The sequence below is a fragment of the Sagittula sp. genome (assembly GCF_052825245.1).
Map to the genome: position 1 here is coordinate 46,567 of NZ_JBRBWD010000035.1, position 22,775 is coordinate 69,341.

Genomic DNA, 22,775 nt, shown 5'->3' on the forward strand with positions numbered 1-22,775 from the left:
CGAAAACTGAGCGGTGAGATGTCTGATGTCTTCTGGCTCAGCGATGCGCAGACGGCGCGTTTGGAAGCATACTTCCCGAAGTCCCACGGCAAGCCGCGTGTCGACGACCGGCGTATCCTGAACGGGATTATCTTCATAAATTGCAATGGGTTGCGCCGGAGGTATGCACCGAAGGTGTATGGTTTGCACAAGACCCTCCACAATAGTTGGAAGCGCTGGAGCGATAAAGACATCTTTGGACAGATGGTGGCCAAGTTCGCCTACCGGATTGCCAACGGAAACATCTGGCCTCGCCGTAAGGACGGGGAGTTTTCCCTTGCATCGGTCACGCGGGTGATCAGGGACAACTTCACCTCACGATTTACTCCTCTTGAAGTCCACTTCGAACACCCTGCCCCGGAGGATCCGCAGCCGCTCGAACGGATGTTCCGTGCGCCTGTTCGCTATCTTCAGCCGGTCAATCGCCTGATCATCGCCCGTCCGGAAGCCCTGCGCGCGATCCGCCACGAGGACCGAGGGCTGCTTGCGACACGCGAGCGCCACGTCCTCGACCTCATCGGCGAAGCGACCCCGGTCGTCAACACGACATCCGCAGCCCGCGCAGTGATCGGCGCCCACCTGGGCCTCTCCGCCATCACGCTCGACCGGGTGGCCGCGGCGCTGCATCTCGACGAGGTGCGCCTGCCCGTGCCACCCGGCTCCTCGCGCAGCCCGCCGCTCGGGTCGGGCTGGTCGCTCAGGCCCTCGAATACACCGATCCGGCTGCGTTCGGGCGGGCATGGCGCGGCTGGACCGGAGAAGCCCCATCGAAATGCGCCGCAACTCACTCAAAACGGGGCATATTCACGTTCGATCAGCCGCGCTGACATTATCCTACCTGCGCCCTCGTTGAACCGGACGCATGATTTTGACGATGAACGACCCGAAGCACCTGAAAACCGATTGACCTTTTTACCGGGTCAGCTAGGTCAATTCCGCTTTTTCGGATGCTCTAGAACGCCGCATCCGGCACATCGGCATAGATATCCCGCGCTGACGTGCCATGATGAGCCTTTATGAGGATCAGTATCTCCCGGTCTCCGAAATCGCCGCGTTTTCGGCGCAGAAACTGAACACGACGACCAAGGTGATCCAGCGGATGATCAAGGACGAACTGGTCGCAACCCGTGTGCGTCCGAGTGATGGCCGGGTCACTGAGGTGCGCCCGACTGAAAAGGGCGACCAGTTGCGCAGACTTGCGCTCGCCTAAGCCCGCACCATCTACGACCAGACCTTTTCGGGGGTCGCACCCGAAAAGGCGGCCAACCAGAGCAAAGCCCCCTACCCCACCGATGGCCAATACGCGAAACTGGCGCAGCGCTCTGTTTAACCACGGCTCTCCCCGTTCTGGTTCCAACTTTATGCACCTCCACTTGCGAGGCAAGATCGGGAAGGGTCGAGATATCCGCCCCAATAGAGGTGCAAGTGATTGAGTGCGAAACGGTCTCGGGCAGCCGCACCTTTAGCCAACTACCTGCTATCAGAATGTTGCCCAGATGCGACCGCATGTCCCGTGATTTCGCCGGTTAGCACGACAGAACGCACCCTGTACCGCGGCGAGTTTACAGCTGTAAACTTCAGGGACGCGCCGGAAGTCATTGAAGGTTCGGGTGAAATAGTCTCTGTTTTGTCAAAAAATTATTGACTTAGAGCCCTGAATCGAACCTTTTATCCCCAAGTGGCGCGAAAAAGGCCACATTCTGGAAATTGGGGCAACTACATGATTCCGGTGACACCGCTCGACGCAGACCGCCCGTCGGAGCTGGCAACAGACATATCAGAGCGTCTGACCAGCGCAATACGCGAACATCTCCTTTCGGCGTTCGCACCCGACAACACCAAATCCTTGCGCTCCTTTTCCGCCCCTGAGGCCGCGGACCTGCTGGGTGTGTCCGGACAGTTCATGCGCAAGGCCCACGCCGAAGGCACCCTGCCCGAACCCACCGACGTCCGTGGCGGCCGCCGCTACTATAACGTCCGGGAACTGTGGGACGCACGCCGCATTCTCGAAGGGACGTCCCGCAAGAAGGGCCGTTACCTGCCTGGCCGCCGCGATGGCGACAAGCTGCAGGTCTGGCAGCTGATGAACTTCAAGGGCGGCTCTTCGAAGAGCACCACCACGATTCACCTGGCCCACTACCTCGCGCTTCACGGCTACAAGGTGCTGGCCATCGACCTGGACCCCCAGGGTTCGCTGACATCCATGTGCGGGATCAGCCCCGAGATCGAGTTCGACGGTCTCACGATCTACGATGCCATCCGTTACGACAATCCCGTCCCTTTGGCGGATGTCATCAAGGAAACCTATTTCCCCGGCCTGTCCCTGGCCCCTTCCCGCCTGTTGCTCTCGGAATTCGAAACGGAGTCCGCGGTGCACTCGGCACCGGACCAGCCATTCTTCACACGAATTCGGAGCGCGCTGGAACAGGTGGAAGCCGACTACGACATAGTCCTCATGGACAGCCCGCCACAGCTCGGGTTTCTCACAATTTCGGGCATGGCAGCGGCGACCTCTCTGATTGTTCCGTTGACGCCTTCGATGCTCGACGTGTCCTCCACCGCTCAGTTCATGGAACTGGTCGGCGCCTACATGGGCGTGATCGAGGACGCCGGCGCGAAGCTGCATTACGACAACTTCCGGTTCCTAATAACCCGCGACGAACCCACCGACGTACCGTCGCAACAGCTGACCTCCTTCATGCGTGCACTGTTCCAAGAACGGGTGATGTCGTCGACGGCGTTGAAATCGACGGCGATCAGCGACGCGACAATGCTCAAGCAGTCGATTTACGAGGTCGTCCGTTCCGACATGACGCGCGCCACATATGACCGGGCCAAGCAATCCATGGATGCCGTGGGGCACGAGGTGGAAATGATGATTCAGAAAGCATGGGGACGTAACTGATGGCACGGAAATCCCTCGGCAGCATGTCCGGAATTGCGAGCACCATCGCGCGCTCCAGCCCACAGGCTGGCGCAAAGGATCGGCCCGCCCGCAGCAGCGCACCCGCACTCGGAGCGCTTCAGGGGTCACTTTCGGCCATTCGCGAAATCGACCCCGCACAGATCGATGACTGGGGTCCAAAGGATCGCATGGAGGCGTTTACAGCTGTAAACTCCGACGACGATGCCGAAGGTTTCGAAGCCCTGAAAGACAGCATACGCGACGGAGGTCAGCAGGTACCGATCCTTGTCCGCCGTGCGCCAATCGAAGGCCGGTACGAGGTGATATACGGTCGTCGACGCCTTCAGGCCTGTCGTGACCTCGGGCTGAAGGTCCGTGCCAACGTGCAGGATCTCGACGACGCGGCGGCATTGCTGGCCAAGGGGCTTGAGAATGCGGCAAGGCGCAATCTTTCCTTCTACGAAAAGGCGCGCTTTGCTGCCGTGATCCAGGTTGCGGGGCATGACACAAAGACGACCCGGCAGGTACTGGGCCTGACCGCCTCCGGGTTGTCGCACCTCACGAAGGTCACCGACAACGTGCCGGACGACGTTGGTGACGTCATCGGCGCTGCGCCGAAATCCGGGCGTCCGAAGTGGACTGCTCTGGCCGATGCATTCATCGCAAAGAAAGTCACAGCATCCACCGCGTTGGCCATCCTGAAGAAGCTCGATCCCCAATCGACCTCAGATGAACGGCTCGACCGCTTGCTGAAAGAGATCGCCCGCCGCGGCGCCCGACCGGCGCAGCTGCGAGAATCGACACCCGTCGACGGGGTGATCGTGAAGTCCGGCCGTGGGGCCGTTTCGGTTTCGATTTCGAAAGCTGGCGCCAATGCCGCATTCGGAAAGTGGCTCGACGACAACATCGACGAGATCATCAAGGAACAATACCGCGCGTTTACAACTGTAAACGACGCCGACTGAAACTGAGGAAGAGCAGAAAGGAGGATGCACCGTAAAGAAAAACCCCCGAAACCGGAGGCTTCGAGGGCTGTAGCGCACTAGGCGCCCTTAGCTTGACACCTAAAGGTTAGCAGCACTCGAATCAGTGAACAAGAAAAAACCGCACCGGTGCGGACGGTATTTCTTTGCCTGCTGGCCAGACATGACCCCAATCAACGATTTTGCCCCCAGGGGCGCAAACCCGTCGCACTCTGCGGCAGGGCAGGGCGGAGCTTTGCCTGAACGACCCAAACCCAGACCCGACAAGTGGACACTTTTACGCGCAGTGGAACAGGCACGCGATCCGCTGGGTTTGAAGGCCACACCACTGAACCTGTTGCGCGCAATGCTGTCGTTCATGCGCGACGACTTCATTTCGCCACACGCAGAGGATTCGCACATCTGCTTCGCCTCGAACGCAGCCCTGGCGGAACGCGCGCATGTGAGCGTCCAGACCGTGGAACGCCATATTGCCCGCCTTGTCGGTTTGGGGCTGGTGACGCGTCATGCCGCCGGAAACAACAAGCGGTGGGCACGCCGAGACCGGCAGGGCAGGGTGGTGCTTGCCAGCGGTCTGTCGCTCCTCCCGCTTCTTGAGCGCCACACAGAGCTCGCTGAGCGCGCTGAAGCCTACACACGCCAGAAAGAACGACTGACCCTGCTCCGGGACCGTTGCGTCCTTGCCCTGTCCCACCTAAAATCCATCCTGGGCGAGGCAAAGGCTAACGCACACGAACTCTGTCAGAACGCAGCGCGCATCCTTCGCCGCAAACCCGTCGAAGAGCAACTGACCGGCCTCCTCGACGCTTTGAAGGTGGAAAAGTCATGTATTGGCGAAATCGGAACAGGCAAATCGCGGGGCAGTGACACCTCGGATGAGGGGCACAAAGAAACAAATATTAACCCTAGTGAAGAAGCTCCAACCCTTGAAGACAAACAGCTTTCCGAAAGAGAGGTTACCGCTGCATTCCCTACGCTTTGCCTGGAGCTGCGGAGTGCCAAGAACAATGCAGACTGCAAAGAAAGGATGGACCTGATCGCGAGCTACCTCGGTCTTGGACAGGTCTGGCAAACCGTCAACTCCATGGGCCCAAGTCTTGCCTTCATGATCCTTGGTTACGTTCTGGAACGCCAGGACAGGATACAGAGCCCCAGACGGTATGCCATGAGACTTGTTCGTGACCTCCAATCAGGCGCAATGCTTCCACGTGACCTGTTGCCAACCACAGCGCCGAAGGAACCGCGTTCTCGGTCGTCAATGGCTCTGGCGTAGCGGTCATGGCTCGTGGAAGAACGTCCGCGCTATTGGCGTGAGCCAGCAGCTAGTGGGCGAGCCTTGTCTGACTGACGTAACGTGACAAAGATTTCCTCCGATGCGGTGGGGCAGGGGCTGATCTTCAAAGTTCGAGCTCCCGATGCTGCTGCTTGGCGCGGCTCGACCGTCGACCTGCGCTTCGGCCACCTCACGAGCAACTCCGTACACCCTTTTGATTGAATGCAATCAATACTGGGCCCAACAGCCATATACCGGACAATAAGATATTGTATCTAAAATGATAAACGTAAATTGCTTAACCTCTATGCCTCCTTGCTCGCGGGACGAAATGACACATTATGGATTCAATGTTTGAATTGTATGTCTCATTAAATTGTATGTCTCATTGAGACGCTCAGCAAAGCAGAGGTGGCCACTCCAAGCCGCTGTCAAAGACAAGGAGGCATCATGATGTCCAACGTTGAAACCACGCAAGATGCACCCCACGACGTCAGGGAAGCCCTGAAGCGGGGAGTTCGCTGCAAGTGTCCGAAGTGCGGCGAGGGATCCGTCTTCAACGGCTATCTCAAGGTGCGGTCCGAATGCGAGGTTTGCGGCCTCGACCTCACGCCCCAGCGCGCAGACGATGGCCCAGCCTATGTCACCATCCTGGTGGTTGGCCACCTCATGGGTTTTGCATTGCCGGTCTTCTTCGAGAGCTTTCGGGACAATCCCCTTCTCGTGGCATGTCTGTTGTCAGCGGCTTCCATCGCTCTCGCGCTTCTGATGTTGCCGCCGGTCAAGGGCATGTTCGTGGCGTTTCAGTGGGCCAAGGGGATGCACGGATTTGGCAGGACCGCTTCCGGTCCAGCCATCAGCCAAGAAACGCGCTGTGCTGGAGACTGTTGACCAGGAAATAGAGGTTCGCCCGCAAGGCTTCTCGCGACAGTGATCCGCCAAGGCACAGGCGCACTTCATCTCCCGGGGTTATTCCCACGCTGAACGCGTCTGACGGCATGATGCCGATCGGGCGCCCGGCCATCCGGGCGACGACGTCGGCCCTTCCGACGCCCTCCGGCAGGGACAGCCAGACGTTGAACGCATTCTCTGCCCCCCGAAAATCGAATCCTTCGAGGACTTCGCGCGCTATGGCCTGCCGGGCCGAGGTTTCGGACCGGATGAAGCGCCGGATCTGATCGGCGGTCCCATCTTCGATCCATTGCGTTGCAAGCGCGGTGGTGATGGGTGACGGCATCACGGCCTGCACTTTGAGCGTCTGACCGAGCGAATAGGCCTGCCTGCCGTTGGGCGCCACCGTGTAGGCCAGGCGCAGCCCGGCGCCGATGCATTTCGCCAGCCCTCCGATATGCCAGGTCAGGTCCGGCGCCGACACGGCAATCGGGGCAGGGGCCTTTGCCGGGATGAAGCCGTAGGCATCGTCCTCGATCAGCTGCAGCCCGTGCTTGTTCAGCACCTCCGAGATGGCAAGCCTCCGGTCCGTGGGGATCGTGAGTGTCGTCGGGTTCTGAAGCGTCGGATTGAGATACAGCGCCTTGGGCCCGTGCGCCCGGATCGCTTCCGCCAGAGCGTCGGGCAAGATACCATCCTTGTCCATCTCGATCCCGACCAGGTTCAGGCCCTGCCGCGACGCGATGTTGCGAAAGCCCGGATAGGTGATCTGTTCACACAGGATGGTGTCGCCGGGCTCTGTCAGGATCGTCAGGATGGCGCAGATCGTGCTGTGCGCGCCGGGTGAGATGACCAGACGTGCGCTGCTGGGGATCATGCCCCGCAGGCTAAGCCACGTCGACGCTGCCGCCTTGTCCTTGTCGGAGCCGGTCGAGGATTGGTAGCGCAGCAGCTGCAGAAGATTGGCAGAGACATAATCCAGTCCGGCTCGCATGATGGCGATCAGGCCGGGGTCGGTGGGCTCCGGCGGTAGGTTCATCGACAGGTCTTCATCGGCGAGGCGCAGCGGGTCGGGACCGTTGGGGGCCTCGGTCGGCTTGGAGATGAATGTGCCGCGTCCCACGTGGCTGGTGACGAGACCGCGGGACTGCGCCTCGCTGTAGCCGCGCGACACGGTGGTGAAGTCGATGCCCAACTGTTTCGCAAGCATCCGCTGTGGCGGCAGCCTGGTGCCCGGGGACAGTCGCCCGTCGCGGACGTCTTTCTCTATCGCGTCGGCGATTGCGATGTAGCGTGGCTTGCCGCTCGTTTCGGCCCGTGGCGTCCAGTCTGTCATGTCGTTCTCCGTTCTGAGGCATTGATAGCCAATGATTCGGGAGAATTGAAGCGCATTGTATGGATTCGACGGATTGCGGAAGGTGCGGCAGCAGCTGCAGCGAGGAGCGGATTGATTTTCCGCGGATAATTTCATCGGAAATTGCGGGCTCTGCTTAATAACGCGACCCTTGCCCGCTTTATTGTATGTAAAAATGTTGCATAAATGAATGTTGTATTGATAGAATTTTGGTAGCGAGATCAGTGTGAAGGCATCCAGTGAACAGGAGATACGGGATGCCCGAAGTTACCAAAGAAGCTCATAAGGACGGCGATTTTTTCGTAAACTACGAAGAAAAGGTCTTCGAAGACGTCAAGGCCGACGAAGGGGAGAAGGCGCTTGTGACCTTCCATACGGTGGCCTTCGAAGGGTCCATCGGTCTGGTCAACATTCTGCAGGCAATTCGTCTGCAACGCAAAGGATTCGAGACCTCGATCCTGCTATACGGCCCCGGCGTCACCCTCGGCATCCAGCGCGGTTTCCCGACACTTGGCGACGAAGCCTTCCCCGGCCACCAGAACTTTGCCGCCAATCTCAAGAAGTTCATGGCCGAGGGCGGCAAGATCTATGCCTGCCGCTTTGCCCTGCAGGCGCTCTACGGTCACGGCGAACCGTCGCTGCTTCCCGGGATCACACCGATCGCGCCTCAGGACGTGCTCGATTGCATCCTTCTGCACCGCAAGGACAACGCTTTCATCCTCGACACCTGGACGGTGTGAGACATGCGGAGCCGTGCCGGTCAGTGGCGCGGCTCCGTTCCTTTGCTCCACGACAAGGAAGGACCAGGTACCATGAGAACCGACATAATTCGCGCTGCCGCGGTGCAGATCGCGCCGGACCTGACGGGCCGTGCGGGCACCATCGAGCGGGTGCTGAATGCCATTGCCGAAGCCGCCGAGAAGGGTGCGGAGTTCATAGTCTTCCCGGAAACCTTCGTGCCGTATTACCCCTATTTCTCGTTCGTGCTGCCCCCCGTGCAACAGGGCGCGGCACATCTGGAGCTCTATGATCAGGCGGTGGTCGTGCCCTCGCCGGAAACCCAGGCCGTGGCCGAGGCGGCGCGCAAGCGCGGCGTTGTCGTCGTGCTGGGCGTGAACGAGCGCGACCATGGCTCGCTCTACAACACGCAACTCATCTTCGACGCCGATGGTACCCTCGCGCTGAAGCGCCGCAAGATCACGCCGACTTACCATGAGCGCATGGTCTGGGGGCAGGGCGACGGGGCCGGGCTGAAGGTCGTTGAGACCAAAGTCGGCCGCGTCGGCGCGCTGGCCTGTTGGGAGCATTACAACCCGCTCGCCCGATACGCGCTGATGACCCAGCACGAGGAAATTCACGCGGCCCATTTCCCTGGCTCTCTGGTCGGTCCGATCTTTGGCGAACAGATCGAGGTCACGATGCGCCACCACGCGCTCGAGGCGGGATGCTTTGTGGTCAACGCCACCGGCTGGCTGACCGAAGAGCAGATCCAGTCGCTGCATCCCGATCCGAAACTGCAGAAGGCCATGCGCGACGGCTGCATGACCTGCATCATCTCGCCCGAGGGCCGCCACCTGGCTGAGCCGATGACCGAGGGCGAGGGCATCCTGATCGCCGATCTGGACATGAAGCTCATCACCAAGCGCAAGCGCATGATGGACAGCGTCGGCCACTATGCCCGGCCCGAGTTGCTGCACCTCGTGCATGACACGCGCCCCGCCGAGACACGCGTGGCCTTTGAGGCCGCCGCCGTGCCGCACCCTCCGGCCCAAGCCGATCTCGAGGAAAAGGAACCGAGCCATGTCTGATGCCGACCTGATCAACGACCTGCAATCCCACGGCATGCGGCTGGTTGACCCGCGCGCCGGCCACGAGGCGCGGCGGGGCGGGGCAGGGCCCTCGGACCACAAGGCCATCACCATCGGCGAGACGACGGTGATGGTCCCGGTGCACACCGCGCCCGCCTTCGAGTCTCCGTTTCTGGTCGAGCCGCCGGATGCGGGCGGACAGGCCCGCGTCACCCGCGACGGAGTCGAGATTGCAAAGGTGCGCTTTCCCACGCGGCCGAGGTTCTACGACCTGAAGACCGCAGACGGCATTCCCTACAGCCAGATCGCCGTCCTGCATTCGCGTGACGTTCTGGCGACGACCGTGCTGCAGACCTGCATCCGTTACGAAAGCCGCAAGAAGACCTGCCAGTTCTGTGCCATCGGCCAGAGCCTCGCCGCCGGGCGCACCATCGCCCACAAGACGCCCGAACAGCTTGCCGAGGTCGCCAAGGCCGCCGTCGAGCTGGACGGCGTGAAGCACATGGTGCTGACCACCGGCACGCCGAGGGGCAAGGATCGCGGTGCGGCGGTCATGGTAGACAGCGCCCGCGCCATCAAGGCCGCCGTCGATCTGCCCTTGCAGGGCCAGTGCGAGCCGCCGGACGACGACATGTGGCACCAGCGGATGAAGGATGCCGGGATCGACGCTCTTGGCATGCATCTGGAGGCCGTGACGCAGGAGGTGCGCGAGCGGATCATGCCGGGCAAGGCCACGGTGCCGCTGGAGAAATACATGTCCAGCTTCGAGGCGGCGGTGAAAGTCTTTGGCCGCGCGCAGGTCTCGACCTACATCCTCGCCGGTCTTGGCGACAGCCGCGAGGCAATCCTCGAGATGGGGCAGAAGCTGTGCGACATGGGCGTCTATCCCTTTGTCGTGCCGTTCGTGCCGATCTCGGGCACGCCGCTCGAAAGCCATCCGGCTCCGAAGCCCGAATTCATGGCCTCGATCCTGCGCCCGCTGGGCGAGATGATCGTACGCGCGGGCATCCGGTCCGAAGACATCAAGGCCGGGTGCGGCAAATGCGGCGCGTGTTCGGCCCTGTCGACCTATGAAAAGCTGAAGGTGCCGGCATGATCGAGCTTGAGCCGCACCTGTTCCAATGCCCCGGCTACTACATCCGCGCGGCGTCAAAACCCTTCGAGGCGCGCGGAGCCGAGGCATTGCGCCGAAAGGTCTTCGTCGAGGAACAGGCGATCTTCAAGGACCACGACCGCGACGAGATCGACCTGGTCGCCACGCATTTGGTGGCACTGTCCACCTATGCGCACGAGGCCGATGAGGTGGTCGGCACGGTGCGCATCCACGAGGACAGCCCGGGCCTCTGGTGGGGATCGCGGCTGGCGGTGGACCGCGATTTTCGGCAGGTCGGGCGGCTGGGGACCGAACTGATCCGCCTTGCGGTCTGCACGGCAAATGCGCGCGGCTGTCACACCTTTCTGGCGCATGTGCAGATACAGAACGTGCCGCTGTTCCGCCGGTTGAAATGGACCCTGCTGGAAGAGGTCGATCTGCACGGCGTGCCGCATGCACGCATGTCCGCCGACCTGGCGCATTATCCGCCCTGCGACGACCCGACGGCGGGCTGGTTCATGAAGCCGGGGCGGCGGGCATGACCCAAACGCTGGCAGACATGGCCGGGGCGCTGCGCGCGCACCCGGCGATCCGGTCCAAGCTGGGGATCGCTCAGGCCGCCGGGATGCTGGGGCTGACCGGCAACGCGCCGGGCCGCCCGGGCGACGATGCGGCATTGATCGAAACGGCAGAGGGCTATGACCTCTTGGCGGGTGAGGGCTTCATCCCCGCCTTCGTTCAGGCCGACCCGTGGTTCGCGGGCTGGTGCGGGGTCATGGTGAACCTGTCGGATATCGCCGCGATGGGCGGTCGGGCCACGGCGCTGATCGACCAGGTCTGGGCCCCGAATGCCGATCTTGCCGCGCCCTTGATGAAGGGGCTGCGTGATGCCGCCACGGCCTATGGCGTGCCTCTGGTAGGTGGCCATACGAACTTTGCGGCTGCCGAACTGAACCTCGCGGTGTCGGTGCTGGGCAAGGCCCGAACGCCTGTGACCAGCTTCGATGCGCGCCCCGGCGACGTGCTGCTGGCGGCCATCGACCACCGGGGCCGCTACGTGAACTTCGACAATTTCTGTGCCGCTCTCGACGCCCCGCACGACCGCCTGCGCGGTGATCTGGCGCTGTTGCCTTCGCTCGCCGAGGCCGGATTGCTGCGCGCCGGCAAGGACATCAGCCAGGGTGGCATCGCGGGTACGGCGTTGATGCTCTGCGAAAGCTCGGGTGTGGGTGCGGTGTTCGACCTCAACCGCATCCTGCCGCCCGCCGATGTGCCGTTGCTGCGCTGGCTGCACAGCTTCCCCAGCTTCGGATTCCTGCTCTCTGTCGCGCCGGAGCACGCGGCCGAGGTCTGCCTTGCCTTCCGGGGGCGCGGCATCTGGGCCGACCCCATCGGCAGCATTACCGAAGGTTCCGACCTTCGCCTGCAACGCGACCATGAGACCGCATTGTTCTGGGACCATGCCCAGACACCATACTTGTCGCCGTCCCGAAAGGAGCGAGCCGATGCCTGAGATGCACTGGACCCTGCGCTGGCCCGATGGCAGCGAAGAGCGCTGCTATTCCCCGTCGAGCGTCATCACCGAATTGTTCACCCCGGGGCAAAGCTACCCGCTGCCGGACTTCTTGCTGCGAGCCCGGATCGCGATGGAGCGCGCCTCGAACCGGGTCGAACGCAAATACGGCTTCGCCTGCTCTTCCGCGATGGACCAGCTCGACAGGATCGAACGGCGGGTCGCCGATTTCGAAGGGCAGCCCGACGCGCAGGTCACCTGCCTGTCGATCACATGAAAAGGACCGAGACCATGAAAGACGCAAACATCCCGCATGTCCCTGTCGCGATTGTCGGCGGCGGTCAGGCTGGCCTTTCCGTGGCCTGTCAGCTGCAGAAGAAGGGCATCGAAAGCGTCGTCTTCGAACGTCACGAGAATTTCCATTCCTGGCGCGTGAACCGATGGGACAGCTTCTGCCTCGTGACGCCGAATTGGCAATGCCGCCTGCCCGGATTCCACTACGACAAGGAATTCGGCGGTACCGACCCGGACGGTTTCATGCTGCGCGAGGATATCACCGCGTATCTCGACGCATTCGCCGCGACATTCGAGCCGAACCTCTACGAACATGTCACCGTGACCCGTATCGCGCATCATCCGCAGGGCGGTTACCTGGTCGAGACGACCATCGGCACATGGACAACCGACCAGGTGGTCATCGCCACGGGCGGTTATGACAAGCCCATAGAGCCCGCATATGCCGAGGCGCTTGACCCAACCATCGTGCAGATGCACTCGGTCGATTACCGCAACCCGGCGCAACTCCCGGAAGGCGACGTGCTGATCGTGGGCACCGGTCAATCCGGCGTGCAGATCATGGAGGATTTCGTAAGGGCAGGGCGGAGCGTGCACCTTGCCGTCGGCCCCGCGCCGCGCAGCCCGCGCAAGTATCGCGGCCGTGACGCGACCGACTGGCTGCATGACGCGGGGCATTACAAGGTCACCATCGACACCCATCCCGACCCGGTGAAGGCGATGACGCAGACCAACCACTACATGTCCGGCCGCGACGGCGGGAAGGAGATCGACCTGCGCAAGTGGCATGTGGAGCACGGGGTCGAGCTGTATGGCTCTCTGGCGAACATGGACGGGCGCAGGCTGGAGTTCCTGCCCGACCTCGCCAAGAACCTCGACGACGCCGACCGCAGCTATGTCGGTATCCGCGACCAGATCGACAGCTACATCGCCCGCGCGGGGATCGACGCGCCCGAAGAGCCTCCTTTCGTCAAGGTCTGGGAGCCGGAAGCCGAGCGCACGGAACTGGACATCAAGGAGGCCGGTATCGCGTCGGTCCTCTGGGCCATAGGGTTCCGTCCGGACTATTCCTGGATCGAAGTCGATGTCTTCGACGGGCGGGGCAAACCGAAGTTCCACCGCGGTGTCACGGATGTGCACGGTTTCCACTTCATCGGCCTGGGCTGGCTGAACACCTGGGGTTCGGGCCGGTTCCTGGGGATCGAGGAGGACAGCGCCTATCTTGCCGACCAGATCGCCGCGCAACTGAAGGATACCAGCAAGCGGGCGGTCGCCTGATGGCAGTCGTCGCCTTTGCGGCCCGCCCCGCGCCGGTCGAGACCTGCGCCGACCTGCCGCTTGGCATGGCGCAGCTGTCGCCGGACGGGCTGTCGGAGCAATGGGTCCTGCGCTTTTGCGGTGATCAGCATTGGGCACTGATCGCCAAGGCGCTTAGCCAGCGCGAGGCGGTGTTCCACGCGGCAGACGGGCGACCGGTCTACGCCGCGTTCTGCGCCACGTCGCTGAGATTGCAGCCGTCCGCGTCGTTGCTGGGGCGCGATGTAAAGGCGGCATCCGCGCTGTTCGCCGTGACCGAGACGCGCACCGCGTCGCAGCACCGGCTGCTGGTCGACGGCGCGGTGATTGCCGAATTGTCCATGATCTCGACCTTTGTCAGCCATGACACGCAGGGCTGCAACACGCGGATCTATCGCAACTCTGTCCTGGGCCAGATGCACCTGCCCCCGGCCGACCCGGCCCTGCTGGCGCTGGATCGACAGGCGCGGGAAACGGCCCGAAGCCTGCGTGGAACCGTCGTGGCGCGGGCGCCCGAGATCCATGTTGAACGCCCGGTCCCCGCGCTGGATTTCAATGCCGTGGGGCTGCTGTATTTCCCGGCCTTCTCGCGCATCGCCGCGACAGCCGCACATGCGCGGGAGGGGAGCCTTGGGCCGGTCCGGAAGCGCGACGTTGTCTACCTCGGGAACCTCAACCAAGGCGATACGGTCCATGTCTTCGGCCACGGCCAGAAGATGTATATGACCCGAGGTGACGGCACGCCGATAGCCGTGATCCGGACCGAAGTGGCGGCGGAATGAAAGAAGACAGGGCGCGTCTCCGCGGTGCCGCGTCATGCCCAGGAAATTCGCTGTAGCACGCCTGGCCGCCTCTTCGGCGCGCTTGACTGATCGGTCCGGTGGGTCTCGCCGCCGCGGTCCGCAATTCTTTCGGCCAGCCCAGTCCGCTGATCGATAAATCCGTGCGATCCCTCGATCACGACAGGCCTCGCGAACGGATGATCGAGGTGCCGCGCAACGCCGGACGGAACGTCTACGGGATGGAGGGTACCCGCTTGCGTCCCCGGGCCTCCACCAAGCGATCCGGCAAGCGACGGTGCCTTGCAGAGGTGCATTCACTTTCGGTGGTCAGCGTTCCTACCGACATATATTGTATGCAGATGGATACATAGGTATCCATTGCCGTAGCCATAGACTCGGGAGGCCGGTTTGCGCATACATTTTCTGGATCACGCAATGCGTCGCCGGGCGCTGACCCTCGCCCTTGCGTCGCTTGGAACGGCGCTGTTCTGGCTGGGTGGCCTGCCTTTGCCGTTTCTCTTCGGCCCGATGGCCTTCTGCCTGGCTGGGGCACTGGCGCATCTGCCCCTGAAGGGGTTCGGGCAGGTCTCCGTCGCGGCCCGCACGATTCTCGGCGTTGCCGTCGGTGCCTCCATCACGCCGGACGTCATCGCCCAACTGCCCCGCATGGCTGTCTCCGTCGCGCTGATCCCGCTGTTCATTGCAGTGATCGCTATGGTGGGCGTGCCGTTCTTCCGCAAGCTGTGGGGGTTCGACGGGCCCACCGCCTATTACGCCGCCATGCCGGGCGGGCTTCAGGACATGGTGATCTTTGGCACCGAGGCCGGGGCCAACCCGCGGGTGCTGTCACTGGTTCATGGCACGCGTGTGCTGATCATCGTGACGCTCGCGCCGTTCATCCTTGGTCACTTCTATGGCGTGGGCCTGACCAATCCCATCGGGGCGCCGGTCGCCGACCTGCCGGTGCATGAACTGCTGATCATGACCGCCGCAGCATGGATCGGCTGGAAGGGCGGGGAGCGCATCGGCCTGTTCGGCGCGTCGATCCTTGGGCCAATGATTGTCACCGCAATCCTGTCCCTGACAGACGTGATCCATGCCCGCCCCCCTGCCGAAGCGATCCTCCTTGCGCAGTTCTTCATCGGCTGCGGGATCGGGGTGCAGTTCCTAGGCGTCACTTGGAAGGAGCTGACCCGCGTGGTCGCAGCGGGCATCGCCTACGTCATGGTGCTGGCCGTGCTCGCGGCGGCCTTTTCGGGTGTCGTCACTTGGCTGGGACTGGGAGAACCGGTTGCCGCTTTCCTTGCCTTCGCGCCCGGCGGTCAGGCCGAGATGACGGTGCTGGCCATCGCGACGGGCGCAGACCTCGGGTTTGTCATAACGCACCACCTGACGCGCATCGTCATCGTGATCGTCGGCGCGCCGGTGCTGGCCGCGATCATCGCCCGAAGACGGAAGGATTGACCATGTGGATCGGCGCGCCTGCGGCGTAGGCGTTCACCTGCTCGAAGATGTCGGCGAACTGCTTGTCGAACTCGTCCTCGGTGACGAAGCCGATATGCGGCGTGGCGATCAGGTTGGGATGCGACAGGAGCGGGTCATGCGCGTCGGTCAGCGGCTCGGTGTCGAAAACGTCGATGGCGGCCATGCCCGGGCGGCCCGCGTTCAACCCGTCAAGCAGGGCGCCCGGAGCGATTAACCCGGCGCGGGACGTGTTCACAAGGACGGAGCGCGGCGACATCTGTGCCAGGTCCTCTGCGGTAACGATGCCCCGGGTCTCCGGTGTCAGGCGCAGATGCAGGGAGACCACGTCGCTTTCGGCGAAGAAGGCGGCCCGGCTGTCCGCTACATGCTCGCCTGCAGAGCGCGCCCGGTCGCGGCCCTCGTCGGAGGCCCACCAGACCACCTCCATGCCGAAAGCGCGGGCGTAGTCCGCCACGACGCGACCGATCCGGCCATAGCCGTACAGACCCAGCGTCCGGCCGCGCAGTGTGCGACCCACACCCATCTGCCACCGGCCCGCCTTGACGCTGGCCATCTGCTGCGGCAGCTGGCGCATCGCTGACAGGATCAGGGCGAAGGTCAGTTCGGCAGCGGCATAGTTCGCACCGTCCGCGCCCTTGTTCGAGCAGAGCAGCACACCCCGGTTGGTGCAGGCCTCCACATCCACATGCGGCCAGACGCCGCGTTGAGATATCAGGCGCAGGTTCGGCAGGCGCTCCAGCAGGCCGCGCGTGACCCGCGTGCGTTCCCGGAACAGCACGACACACTCGGCCTCGGCCAGACGGGCGGCCAGCGCCGCCTCGTCGGGTTCATGGTCGGTCCAGACAGTGACGTCATGTCCGTCGAGCAGGCGGAAGCAGGGCAGCCCCCGCAACGTGTCGAACCAGTCGTCGAGAATGTGGACCTTCATGGGATGTGCCCTGTCAGCTTTGGGGAGAGAGCGCCTTGATCGCCCGGCTGACCCGTTCGTGCAAGATCAGAAGGTCGGATTGGCCGGGACCGTCTTTGGCGATCCGCTGTGACAGGTCGCTGCGGATCTCTTCCAGATCGCGGCGCACGCGGCTCAGTTTTTCGTAATCGCTCATTCGGGGCTCCTCAGTGCGACAGGAGTACGGGGATATCGATCTGCGCCAGGACCTCTGAGGTGACACCGCCAAGCAGATCTTCACGGAACTTCGAATGCTCGAATGCACCGAGCACAAGCAGGGAGGGTCGATGTTTCTGGCACCAGCCGAGAAGGGTAGGGGCCACGGGGTGCGACGTAGGCCATTCCTCGTGCACGGCCTCGACCCCGTGACGGGAGAGGTGGGTCATCAGGTCCTCGATCGGCCATGCGGTGCGCGGACCGACGGTCAGGACGCTGACACGTCCGTCGTCCTCGATCAGGCGCAGGCTGTCTGACAGGGCGCGCGCCGCGGCGCGGCCACCGTCCCATGCCAGCGCGGAGTGGCTGAGGCCGCCGCCGCCGTCATAGCCCGCGGGCACGACGACCACCGGGCGCCCGGACATCAGCGCGATGCGGTCCGGGTGCAGCGTCACATGCTCGTCGTCGGTGTCGGCATGGCTGCCCACGATGAGCATGTCGTAATGCCGCGCGGCCTCGGACAGGACGTTGTCGACGCGGCCGGTGACTTCCTTCAGCTGAAGCGCGTTGGCCAGCCCGAGGGCAGAGCGTTCCGTTTCGAACTTCGCTTCGATCTCGCGCAGGATGTCCGAGTTGGCCGCGTCGAGCAGCGCCCGCGCCTCCTTCGAGATCCAGCGCGACCGCTTGTCGATCACCTCGTGCGAACTGTGTGCCAACATGGCGGTGACATGCGCCCCCAGCCGGCCCGCCAGCGACGCCGCATAGCGCAGCGCGGCAACCGAGCCGTCAGAGCCGTTGAAGGCCACGAGCAGGTTCATCATCGGCATGTCAGCGCCCTTTCCAGATCGAAGCGGGCACGTAGATGTACCCGTCCGCGAGCTTGCGAGCGGTGCGCAGCAGCCCGGCGGAGTTCAGCGTGAAGTGGTTGTTCATGTCGAAATCCACCAGCACCTCGATGGTGCCGGATGCATGTTCGAGAACGACGTTTGCGGGGCTCTCGGTGGGCCGCTCCAGCAGGCCGTCCGCGACGGTGCCGGGGGTCAGCGCGCAGGAGGCGAGGCACTGCGACCCGGTCACCGCCATCGACGGGTGCGTCGTCCAGGGCATGAAGTAGCGCGTGCAGATCGTGCCGCCGTCCTTGGCGGGTGCCAGCAGGCCGAATTTCGGCGTGACCGACTGCGCCACGTCGCCCATGCCCATGGCCGCGCCCGCCTGAAGGCGCACGGCCTCCATCCGGGCAAAGAAATCTCGGTTGGCGTCCAGCTCTTCGACCGTCTCATAGCCGCTCAGACCGAAATCAGCCGCGCGGGCGATCACCATTGGCATGGCCACGTCCATGCAGGTGACCTCGATACCGTCGAAAGTGTCGCGCAGGTTGCCCGTGGGCAGGAAGGCCCCGGTCGAGGATCCCACCACGCCCATGAAATTGAGCGCAATCGGGGCGGCCCGTCCGGGAACTCCGGCGATCTCCGTCTCGCCATCGTAGCGCAGCACGCCGCCGGGCGTCTGGACCCGGGCCAGCACCCTTGCCCCGGTGTTGACGGCGCGGATCCTGATTTCTGTCTCGTTCCCGGTGGCGGTGACGAGGCCCATCTCGATGGCCGCCGGACCCACGCCCGACAGGATGTTGCCGCAGGTGGGCTTGAAGTCCACCAGCCGGTCCGCGACCGAGACCTGCGCGAAGAAGTAGTCCACGTCTGCCCAGTCGTCGTCCGAAGGCGAGAGCATGGCGACCTTGGTGGTCACCGCCACGCCGCCGCCGATGCCGTCGATGTTGATCGCGTGGCCCGCGCCGACGGCGGCCATCAGAACCTCGGCCAGCGTTTCGCGGTCCTCCGGCAGGTCGGCGCGGTTGAAGTAGGGCCCGCGCGAGGTCCCGCCCCGCATGAAGACGTAGGGGATGCCTGTCTGTGTCATGTCACTGTCTCCCGGGGATCAGTTCAGCGGCCAGGGCAGGTCGGTGACGTCCTGCAGAAGGCCCGGAGGGAAATCGCGGTTGAGTGCACCGGCCATCACGCACATCAGCGCGATGCCGCAGGCGGTCAGGATCAGCGTTTTCGGCCAGGGTGCCTGTGCCCGGACCCGCAGGAAGGTCACGAGGAACCCGGCCAGCGCGAGGATGAAGCCCAGCACGTAGGTGGCCGCGATCAGCCCGGCGAACCACGCCAGCGTGCCCCAGAGGCCGTAGGGCGCATCCGCGTCCTCACCCGCCATTTCCTTGTCGGCGAAGATGGTGTCGCCCTCGGGCCGCATCAGCATCTGCGCCAAGAGGATCAGCAGGGCGACCAGCGTGATGCCCCCGATCACCAGCGGTACGATCTTGTCCGTCATGTTGTAGTCAGGGATCATGTTGGCGTTGATCAGCGCGGTCACGACATAGGCGAGGATGACCAGAAGGAAGACGATCGGCGCGCGCTTCGATCCCGACTTCACGTCGCCCTCGGCCATGATGGTCTTGGCCTGCCGGATCCCCAGCACCACCGACACGACCGTGACGATCAGCAGCACGATGACGATGGGGGAGAAGATGTAGTCCATCCCTTCCTCGAACGACTTGCGGAAGCGGAACGACGCGATCTGGAAGGCTTGGTTCGAGAACTTCTCGACCGGGTTTGACAGCACGAAACCGATCAGGAAGGCCGGGCGGGACCAGTCGAAGCGGCGCAGGAAGATGCCGATCAGCCCGATGGCGAAGAGCGCGAGGATGTCCTCGAAGTTCTGCCCGGACTGGAAGGCCGCGAAGGCGATCAGCATGAACAGGAACGGCGCGAGGTAGGTGAAGCGGATGGTCGTCAGCTTCGCGATGCCGCCCGAGACGCCGATGCACAGCAGCGTGCCGACGACGTTCGCCAGAGCCAGCAGCCAGACGATGGAATAGGTAATGTCGAGGTTGTCGCGCAGCATGGCGGGGCCGACCTCGATGTCACCGGACCCCAGCAGGGCAATCGCGCCGATGAAGATCGCCATCGACCCGGAGCCGGGAATGCCGAACAGCAGCGTCGGGACGAGGCCCCCGCCCTCCTTGGCGTTGTTCGAACTTTCCGGCCCGATCACGCCGCGGATCTCGCCCTTGCCGAATTGCGACTTGTCCTTGGTGGTCTGCACCGCGTGGCCGTAGGCGATCCAGTCGACGACAGAGCCGCCGAGGCCGGGGATCACGCCGACCAGCACGCCGATCAGTGAGCAGCGGACCGACAGCCACTTGTTGGCGAACCAGTCGCGCACGCCGTCCATCCAGCCCGCGCCGAGCGACGCGTCCTTTGCGATGGACCGGTCCTGCCGCAGCAGCGAGACGATCTCGGGCACGGCAAAGATGCCGAGGCCCACGATCACCAATTGCAGGCCGTCCGTGAGGTAGGGGAAGTCATAGCTCGCCATGCGCAGCGAGCCGCCCGCGTCGGCCACACCGATGGTGCCGATCAGCATGCCGAGGCCAGCCGCCGCCAGCCCCTTGAGCGCGACGCGGCCCGCGAGGACCGCCACCATGGACAGGCCGAGGATGGAGATCATCAGCATTTCCGGTAGGCCGAAGGCCAGAACCAGCGGCCGCGCCACGACGATGAAGAGCGTCAGGAACACCGCGCCGACAAGGCCGCCGAAGAGCGAGGCGGTGAAGGCTGCCGAAAGTGCCCGCGCCGCCTGACCCTTGCGCGCCAGCGGGAAGCCGTCGAGCACGGTCGCCTGAGAGGCGGAGGAGCCGGGGATGCCCATGAGCACCGATGAGAATGTGTCCGAGGTCGGGACCACGGCCACCATGCCGATCATCAGCGCGAGGCCGAGAACCGGTTCCATGCCGAACATGAAGGGCAGCAGCAGCGACAGCCCGGCGATGCCGCCGAGGCCGGGAAACACACCGACTGCAAGGCCCATGACCACGCCCAGGACAAGGTATCCCAGAACGACAGGTTGCAGAATGAGAGCCCATGCGTCGGCAAGCGCCGGCAGGGCGGTCGCGAAGAGATCCATCGCACCGTTCTTTCGGTTGAATTTTCAGGGGGTAGAAAGGCTGTGGGCCCCGTCCGCAGTGGCGGGGCCCGCGGTGACGTCGATTACTCGATCGTCACGCCGTAGGAGTCCTTGAGCCAGTCGATGACGTAGTCCTTGGCTTCGGGCGTCACGGTTGTGGCTTCCTTGGTGGCCTTGACGGCACCTTCGCCCACGAACATCGGGTATTCGCCAACTTCGTTCGACGAGATCTCGGCAAAGTCGGGACGGGCGCGCACGGCCTCGAAAGCGGCGACATAGGTGTCGACCACGTCCTGCGGGGTGCCCTTGGGCAGGAAGGCGATCTTCTGCGACGGGTAGCCGGAGATGAAGAAGGCCTTCCATGCGTCCCAGGCCACGCCCTCGGTCTCGCAGCCCTCGGTCGCGGCGCAGACTTCCTTGAAGGACGGCATGTCCGGGAAGGTCGGGTCGCGGACGATCTGGTTGTTCTCGTCCAGCGCGCCCCAGCTCATCATCGGCACGGCAGTTCCGGCAGCGACCAGATCCGCGGCGCCCGACAGGTAGCCGGAAGAGGTCTGGTAGTCGATGGTGGCTTCGCCACGCTCGAACATCAGGCGGCCGTCACCCCGGCCCTTGATGCCGAAGACGGGCTCGACGCTCATGCCCAGCATCTTCCAGGCCAGGAGCGGCACGAGGTCGAGACCGGTCGCGCCCTGCGAGCCGAAGATCAGGTCCACGTCCTTCAGCGCGTTGGCCGTGCCGTCGAATTTCGCCCCGTCCTCGGGGTTCAGGTAGGCCACGCCGCCGGTGCCGGAGGCCATGACCGGGATCCAGTCGTTATACTCGTAGCGGACCCGCGGATCGTTCAGCAGGTAGGGGAACTGCGTTGACCCGGAGGTGCCGAACAGCAGCGTGCCGTCGTTGTGTTCCTGCTCCTGGAACCAGTTCGCGCCCTTGGTCGAGCCTGCACCCGGCATGAACTTGACCACGACGGTCGGGTTGCCCGGCAGCTCCTGCGCCAGCAGCGGTGCAAAGAAGTTCGCCCACTTGGCCGAACCGCCGGTTTCCGAGAACGGGATGACCCATTCGATCGTCTTCCCGGAGAAGTCCACTTCGGCCAGGGCCGGTGCCGACATGAGGGCGAGTGCAGCAACCGAGGTTGCAAGGTTCTTGATGGTCATTGGTGTCCTCCCGTAGACCTTGACCGTGCCGGATGAACCTCCGGCACGTCAGATGTTATCTTTTCAAGGGAATGATTCCCTCCTCCAACGGCTGCACCATGCCGTTCCAACCTTGCGCGAAACTTGCGCAACATGACAAAGAAGTAACCATGCGGATCGCGGTCATAGAAGACAACGAGGCCCTGGCACACGGCATTGCATTCCGTTTGCGGGACCGGGGGCACTCGGTGGACCTCCTTTATGACGGCGCTGAAGCCGATGCTTTCCTTGCGCAGGAAGGCGCGGACCTCGTGGTTCTGGACCTGAACCTTCCGGGCATGGACGGTCTCTCGGTCTTGCGGGCCCTCCGGCGCCGCGGGGACGGGACGCCGGTCATCCTATTGACCGCGCGCTCCGAGACGGCGGAGCGGGTGGCGGGGCTGGACGCCGGGGCGGACGACTACCTGACCAAGCCGTTCGAGATGGACGAACTGGAAGCCCGCCTTCGCGCCATGGCCCGGCGAAAGAACATCGAGTTCGCGGCACGTGACAAGCTTGGTCCGCTGGTCTTCGACCGCACCGGACGCCAGCTTCTGCAGGATGAACAGCCGCTCGATATCCCGCGCAAGGAAATCGCCACGCTGGAGTGCCTGCTGGAACGGCGCGGGAGGCTCGTCTCGAAGGCGCAATTGATCAGCCACGTCTACGGTATCGGGTCGGACGCTGAGGACAGTGCGATCGAGCCGCATGTCTCGCGTCTGCGCAAACGGCTCGAACCCTTCGGAATCCGCATCAAGACAGCCCGCGGCCTGGGCTACATGCTGGAAGTCGATGGTGCATAGTCCGCGCAGG

23 protein-coding genes and 1 pseudogene are annotated in these 22,775 nt (G+C 63.5%); 17 read left to right on the forward strand and 7 right to left on the reverse strand.

Features of this window, described 5'->3' with window-relative positions:
• Positions 1–18: 18 nt before the first annotated feature.
• From ACU0DV_RS15480 to ACU0DV_RS15510, 7 genes and pseudogenes are all read left to right on the forward strand, one after another.
• A pseudogene (locus tag ACU0DV_RS15480) lies at positions 19–261 on the forward strand (transposase); the annotation flags it as partial.
• Positions 244–1,059, forward strand: coding sequence for an AraC family transcriptional regulator ligand-binding domain-containing protein (locus tag ACU0DV_RS15485; RefSeq protein WP_446269981.1), 816 nt, complete (start codon positions 244–246; stop codon positions 1,057–1,059). The pseudogene ACU0DV_RS15480 and the gene ACU0DV_RS15485, both read left to right, overlap by 18 nt.
• Complete coding sequence (locus tag ACU0DV_RS15490; RefSeq protein WP_446269955.1) at positions 1,043–1,249, forward strand: MarR family transcriptional regulator; 207 nt, start codon at positions 1,043–1,045, stop codon at positions 1,247–1,249. The genes ACU0DV_RS15485 and ACU0DV_RS15490 overlap by 17 nt, the downstream gene beginning before the upstream one ends.
• Positions 1,250–1,759: 510 nt before the next feature.
• A complete protein-coding gene (gene repA, locus ACU0DV_RS15495) occupies positions 1,760–2,944 on the forward strand; it encodes a plasmid partitioning protein RepA (protein ID WP_446269956.1) in 1,185 nt (394 codons plus the stop codon).
• On the forward strand, positions 2,944–3,909 hold the full coding sequence (gene repB, locus ACU0DV_RS15500; protein ID WP_446269957.1) for a plasmid partitioning protein RepB: 966 nt from the start codon (positions 2,944–2,946) through the stop codon (positions 3,907–3,909). Before repA ends, repB begins: the two co-directional genes overlap by 1 nt.
• Positions 3,910–4,090: 181 nt before the next feature.
• Entirely contained in the window at positions 4,091–5,200 is a 1,110-nt protein-coding gene (locus tag ACU0DV_RS15505) for a helix-turn-helix domain-containing protein (protein ID WP_446269982.1), read from the forward strand.
• Between the two features lie 453 nt (positions 5,201–5,653).
• Complete coding sequence (locus tag ACU0DV_RS15510; protein WP_446269958.1) at positions 5,654–6,091, forward strand: DUF983 domain-containing protein; 438 nt, start codon at positions 5,654–5,656, stop codon at positions 6,089–6,091.
• Here ACU0DV_RS15510 and ACU0DV_RS15515 read toward each other — a convergent pair.
• Positions 6,057–7,427 carry an aminotransferase-like domain-containing protein gene (locus tag ACU0DV_RS15515; RefSeq protein WP_446269959.1) on the reverse strand — a complete coding sequence of 457 codons (1,371 nt, stop codon included), beginning with the start codon at positions 7,425–7,427 and terminating at the stop codon, positions 6,057–6,059. The genes ACU0DV_RS15510 and ACU0DV_RS15515 overlap by 35 nt on opposite strands.
• Positions 7,428–7,702: 275 nt before the next feature.
• Between ACU0DV_RS15515 and ACU0DV_RS15520 the strand changes: the two genes are divergently transcribed.
• The 9 genes from ACU0DV_RS15520 to ACU0DV_RS15560 all read left to right on the forward strand — a co-directional run bounded on the left by ACU0DV_RS15520 (position 7,703) and on the right by ACU0DV_RS15560 (position 15,695).
• Positions 7,703–8,185 carry an MSMEG_0572/Sll0783 family nitrogen starvation response protein gene (locus tag ACU0DV_RS15520; protein ID WP_100931097.1) on the forward strand — a complete coding sequence of 161 codons (483 nt, stop codon included), beginning with the start codon at positions 7,703–7,705 and terminating at the stop codon, positions 8,183–8,185.
• Between the two features lie 72 nt (positions 8,186–8,257).
• Positions 8,258–9,253: a Nit6803 family nitrilase gene (locus ACU0DV_RS15525; protein ID WP_446269960.1), complete on the forward strand. Its 996-nt coding sequence runs from the start codon at positions 8,258–8,260 to the stop codon at positions 9,251–9,253.
• Positions 9,246–10,349 (forward strand): MSMEG_0568 family radical SAM protein, encoded by a 1,104-nt coding sequence (locus tag ACU0DV_RS15530; protein WP_446269961.1) that lies wholly within the window; start codon positions 9,246–9,248, stop codon positions 10,347–10,349. The genes ACU0DV_RS15525 and ACU0DV_RS15530 overlap by 8 nt, the downstream gene beginning before the upstream one ends.
• Positions 10,346–10,888, forward strand: a complete 543-nt coding sequence (locus ACU0DV_RS15535; RefSeq protein WP_446269962.1) for an MSMEG_0567/Sll0786 family nitrogen starvation N-acetyltransferase — start codon at positions 10,346–10,348, stop codon at positions 10,886–10,888. Before ACU0DV_RS15530 ends, ACU0DV_RS15535 begins: the two co-directional genes overlap by 4 nt.
• Positions 10,885–11,859: a sll0787 family AIR synthase-like protein gene (locus ACU0DV_RS15540; protein ID WP_446269963.1), complete on the forward strand. Its 975-nt coding sequence runs from the start codon at positions 10,885–10,887 to the stop codon at positions 11,857–11,859. Before ACU0DV_RS15535 ends, ACU0DV_RS15540 begins: the two co-directional genes overlap by 4 nt.
• Positions 11,852–12,136 (forward strand): MSMEG_0570 family nitrogen starvation response protein, encoded by a 285-nt coding sequence (locus tag ACU0DV_RS15545; protein WP_370312745.1) that lies wholly within the window; start codon positions 11,852–11,854, stop codon positions 12,134–12,136. Before ACU0DV_RS15540 ends, ACU0DV_RS15545 begins: the two co-directional genes overlap by 8 nt.
• Positions 12,137–12,150: 14 nt before the next feature.
• Positions 12,151–13,431 carry an MSMEG_0569 family flavin-dependent oxidoreductase gene (locus ACU0DV_RS15550; protein WP_446269964.1) on the forward strand — a complete coding sequence of 427 codons (1,281 nt, stop codon included), beginning with the start codon at positions 12,151–12,153 and terminating at the stop codon, positions 13,429–13,431.
• Complete coding sequence (locus ACU0DV_RS15555; protein WP_446269965.1) at positions 13,431–14,231, forward strand: Pnap_2097 family protein; 801 nt, start codon at positions 13,431–13,433, stop codon at positions 14,229–14,231. The genes ACU0DV_RS15550 and ACU0DV_RS15555 overlap by 1 nt, the downstream gene beginning before the upstream one ends.
• 435 nt (positions 14,232–14,666) lie before the next feature.
• On the forward strand, positions 14,667–15,695 hold the full coding sequence (locus tag ACU0DV_RS15560; RefSeq protein WP_446269983.1) for an AbrB family transcriptional regulator: 1,029 nt from the start codon (positions 14,667–14,669) through the stop codon (positions 15,693–15,695).
• Here ACU0DV_RS15560 and ACU0DV_RS15565 read toward each other — a convergent pair.
• The 6 genes from ACU0DV_RS15565 to ACU0DV_RS15590 form a co-directional block, all read right to left on the reverse strand.
• On the reverse strand, positions 15,670–16,644 hold the full coding sequence (locus ACU0DV_RS15565; RefSeq protein ID WP_446269966.1) for a D-2-hydroxyacid dehydrogenase family protein: 975 nt from the start codon (positions 16,642–16,644) through the stop codon (positions 15,670–15,672). The two genes, ACU0DV_RS15560 and ACU0DV_RS15565, sit on opposite strands and share 26 nt — an antisense overlap.
• A 13-nt stretch (positions 16,645–16,657) precedes the next feature.
• Positions 16,658–16,819 (reverse strand): hypothetical protein, encoded by a 162-nt coding sequence (locus tag ACU0DV_RS15570; protein WP_198521918.1) that lies wholly within the window; start codon positions 16,817–16,819, stop codon positions 16,658–16,660.
• A 10-nt stretch (positions 16,820–16,829) separates the two neighbouring features.
• The gene (locus ACU0DV_RS15575; RefSeq protein ID WP_446269967.1) at positions 16,830–17,645 is read right to left on the reverse strand and encodes a universal stress protein; all 816 of its coding nucleotides are present in this window, start codon (positions 17,643–17,645) and stop codon (positions 16,830–16,832) included.
• A 1-nt stretch (position 17,646) separates the two neighbouring features.
• Entirely contained in the window at positions 17,647–18,735 is a 1,089-nt protein-coding gene (locus tag ACU0DV_RS15580; RefSeq protein ID WP_446269968.1) for a 4-oxalomesaconate tautomerase, read from the reverse strand.
• A gap of 18 nt (positions 18,736–18,753) precedes the next feature.
• Positions 18,754–20,784, reverse strand: coding sequence for a tripartite tricarboxylate transporter permease (locus ACU0DV_RS15585; protein WP_446269969.1), 2,031 nt, complete (start codon positions 20,782–20,784; stop codon positions 18,754–18,756).
• An 83-nt stretch (positions 20,785–20,867) separates the two neighbouring features.
• Positions 20,868–21,944 carry a tricarboxylate transporter gene (locus tag ACU0DV_RS15590; protein ID WP_446269970.1) on the reverse strand — a complete coding sequence of 359 codons (1,077 nt, stop codon included), beginning with the start codon at positions 21,942–21,944 and terminating at the stop codon, positions 20,868–20,870.
• Positions 21,945–22,093: 149 nt separating this feature from the next.
• On the opposite strand from ACU0DV_RS15590, the gene ACU0DV_RS15595 reads away from it, so the two are divergent.
• Entirely contained in the window at positions 22,094–22,765 is a 672-nt protein-coding gene (locus ACU0DV_RS15595; protein WP_446269971.1) for a response regulator transcription factor, read from the forward strand.
• Positions 22,766–22,775 lie beyond the last annotated feature (10 nt).

Coding starts and splice junctions, on each gene's coding strand:
- ACU0DV_RS15550 (WP_446269964.1), top strand. CDS start 12,151: ATGAAAGACGCAAACATCCCGCATGTCCCTGTCGCGATTGTCGGCGGC.
- ACU0DV_RS15490 (WP_446269955.1), top strand. CDS start 1,043: ATGATGAGCCTTTATGAGGATCAGTATCTCCCGGTCTCCGAAATCGCC.
- ACU0DV_RS15595 (WP_446269971.1), top strand. CDS start 22,094: ATGCGGATCGCGGTCATAGAAGACAACGAGGCCCTGGCACACGGCATT.
- ACU0DV_RS15485 (WP_446269981.1), top strand. CDS start 244: ATGGTGGCCAAGTTCGCCTACCGGATTGCCAACGGAAACATCTGGCCT.
- repA (WP_446269956.1), top strand. CDS start 1,760: ATGATTCCGGTGACACCGCTCGACGCAGACCGCCCGTCGGAGCTGGCA.
- ACU0DV_RS15585 (WP_446269969.1), bottom strand. CDS start 20,784: ATGGATCTCTTCGCGACCGCCCTGCCGGCGCTTGCCGACGCATGGGCT.
- repB (WP_446269957.1), top strand. CDS start 2,944: ATGGCACGGAAATCCCTCGGCAGCATGTCCGGAATTGCGAGCACCATC.
- ACU0DV_RS15540 (WP_446269963.1), top strand. CDS start 10,885: ATGACCCAAACGCTGGCAGACATGGCCGGGGCGCTGCGCGCGCACCCG.
- ACU0DV_RS15565 (WP_446269966.1), bottom strand. CDS start 16,644: ATGAAGGTCCACATTCTCGACGACTGGTTCGACACGTTGCGGGGGCTG.
- ACU0DV_RS15530 (WP_446269961.1), top strand. CDS start 9,246: ATGTCTGATGCCGACCTGATCAACGACCTGCAATCCCACGGCATGCGG.
- ACU0DV_RS15575 (WP_446269967.1), bottom strand. CDS start 17,645: ATGCCGATGATGAACCTGCTCGTGGCCTTCAACGGCTCTGACGGCTCG.
- ACU0DV_RS15520 (WP_100931097.1), top strand. CDS start 7,703: ATGCCCGAAGTTACCAAAGAAGCTCATAAGGACGGCGATTTTTTCGTA.
- ACU0DV_RS15510 (WP_446269958.1), top strand. CDS start 5,654: ATGTCCAACGTTGAAACCACGCAAGATGCACCCCACGACGTCAGGGAA.
- ACU0DV_RS15580 (WP_446269968.1), bottom strand. CDS start 18,735: ATGACACAGACAGGCATCCCCTACGTCTTCATGCGGGGCGGGACCTCG.
- ACU0DV_RS15570 (WP_198521918.1), bottom strand. CDS start 16,819: ATGAGCGATTACGAAAAACTGAGCCGCGTGCGCCGCGATCTGGAAGAG.
- ACU0DV_RS15560 (WP_446269983.1), top strand. CDS start 14,667: ATGCGTCGCCGGGCGCTGACCCTCGCCCTTGCGTCGCTTGGAACGGCG.
- ACU0DV_RS15525 (WP_446269960.1), top strand. CDS start 8,258: ATGAGAACCGACATAATTCGCGCTGCCGCGGTGCAGATCGCGCCGGAC.
- ACU0DV_RS15515 (WP_446269959.1), bottom strand. CDS start 7,427: ATGACAGACTGGACGCCACGGGCCGAAACGAGCGGCAAGCCACGCTAC.
- ACU0DV_RS15545 (WP_370312745.1), top strand. CDS start 11,852: ATGCCTGAGATGCACTGGACCCTGCGCTGGCCCGATGGCAGCGAAGAG.
- ACU0DV_RS15555 (WP_446269965.1), top strand. CDS start 13,431: ATGGCAGTCGTCGCCTTTGCGGCCCGCCCCGCGCCGGTCGAGACCTGC.
- ACU0DV_RS15535 (WP_446269962.1), top strand. CDS start 10,346: ATGATCGAGCTTGAGCCGCACCTGTTCCAATGCCCCGGCTACTACATC.
- ACU0DV_RS15590 (WP_446269970.1), bottom strand. CDS start 21,944: ATGACCATCAAGAACCTTGCAACCTCGGTTGCTGCACTCGCCCTCATG.
- ACU0DV_RS15505 (WP_446269982.1), top strand. CDS start 4,091: ATGACCCCAATCAACGATTTTGCCCCCAGGGGCGCAAACCCGTCGCAC.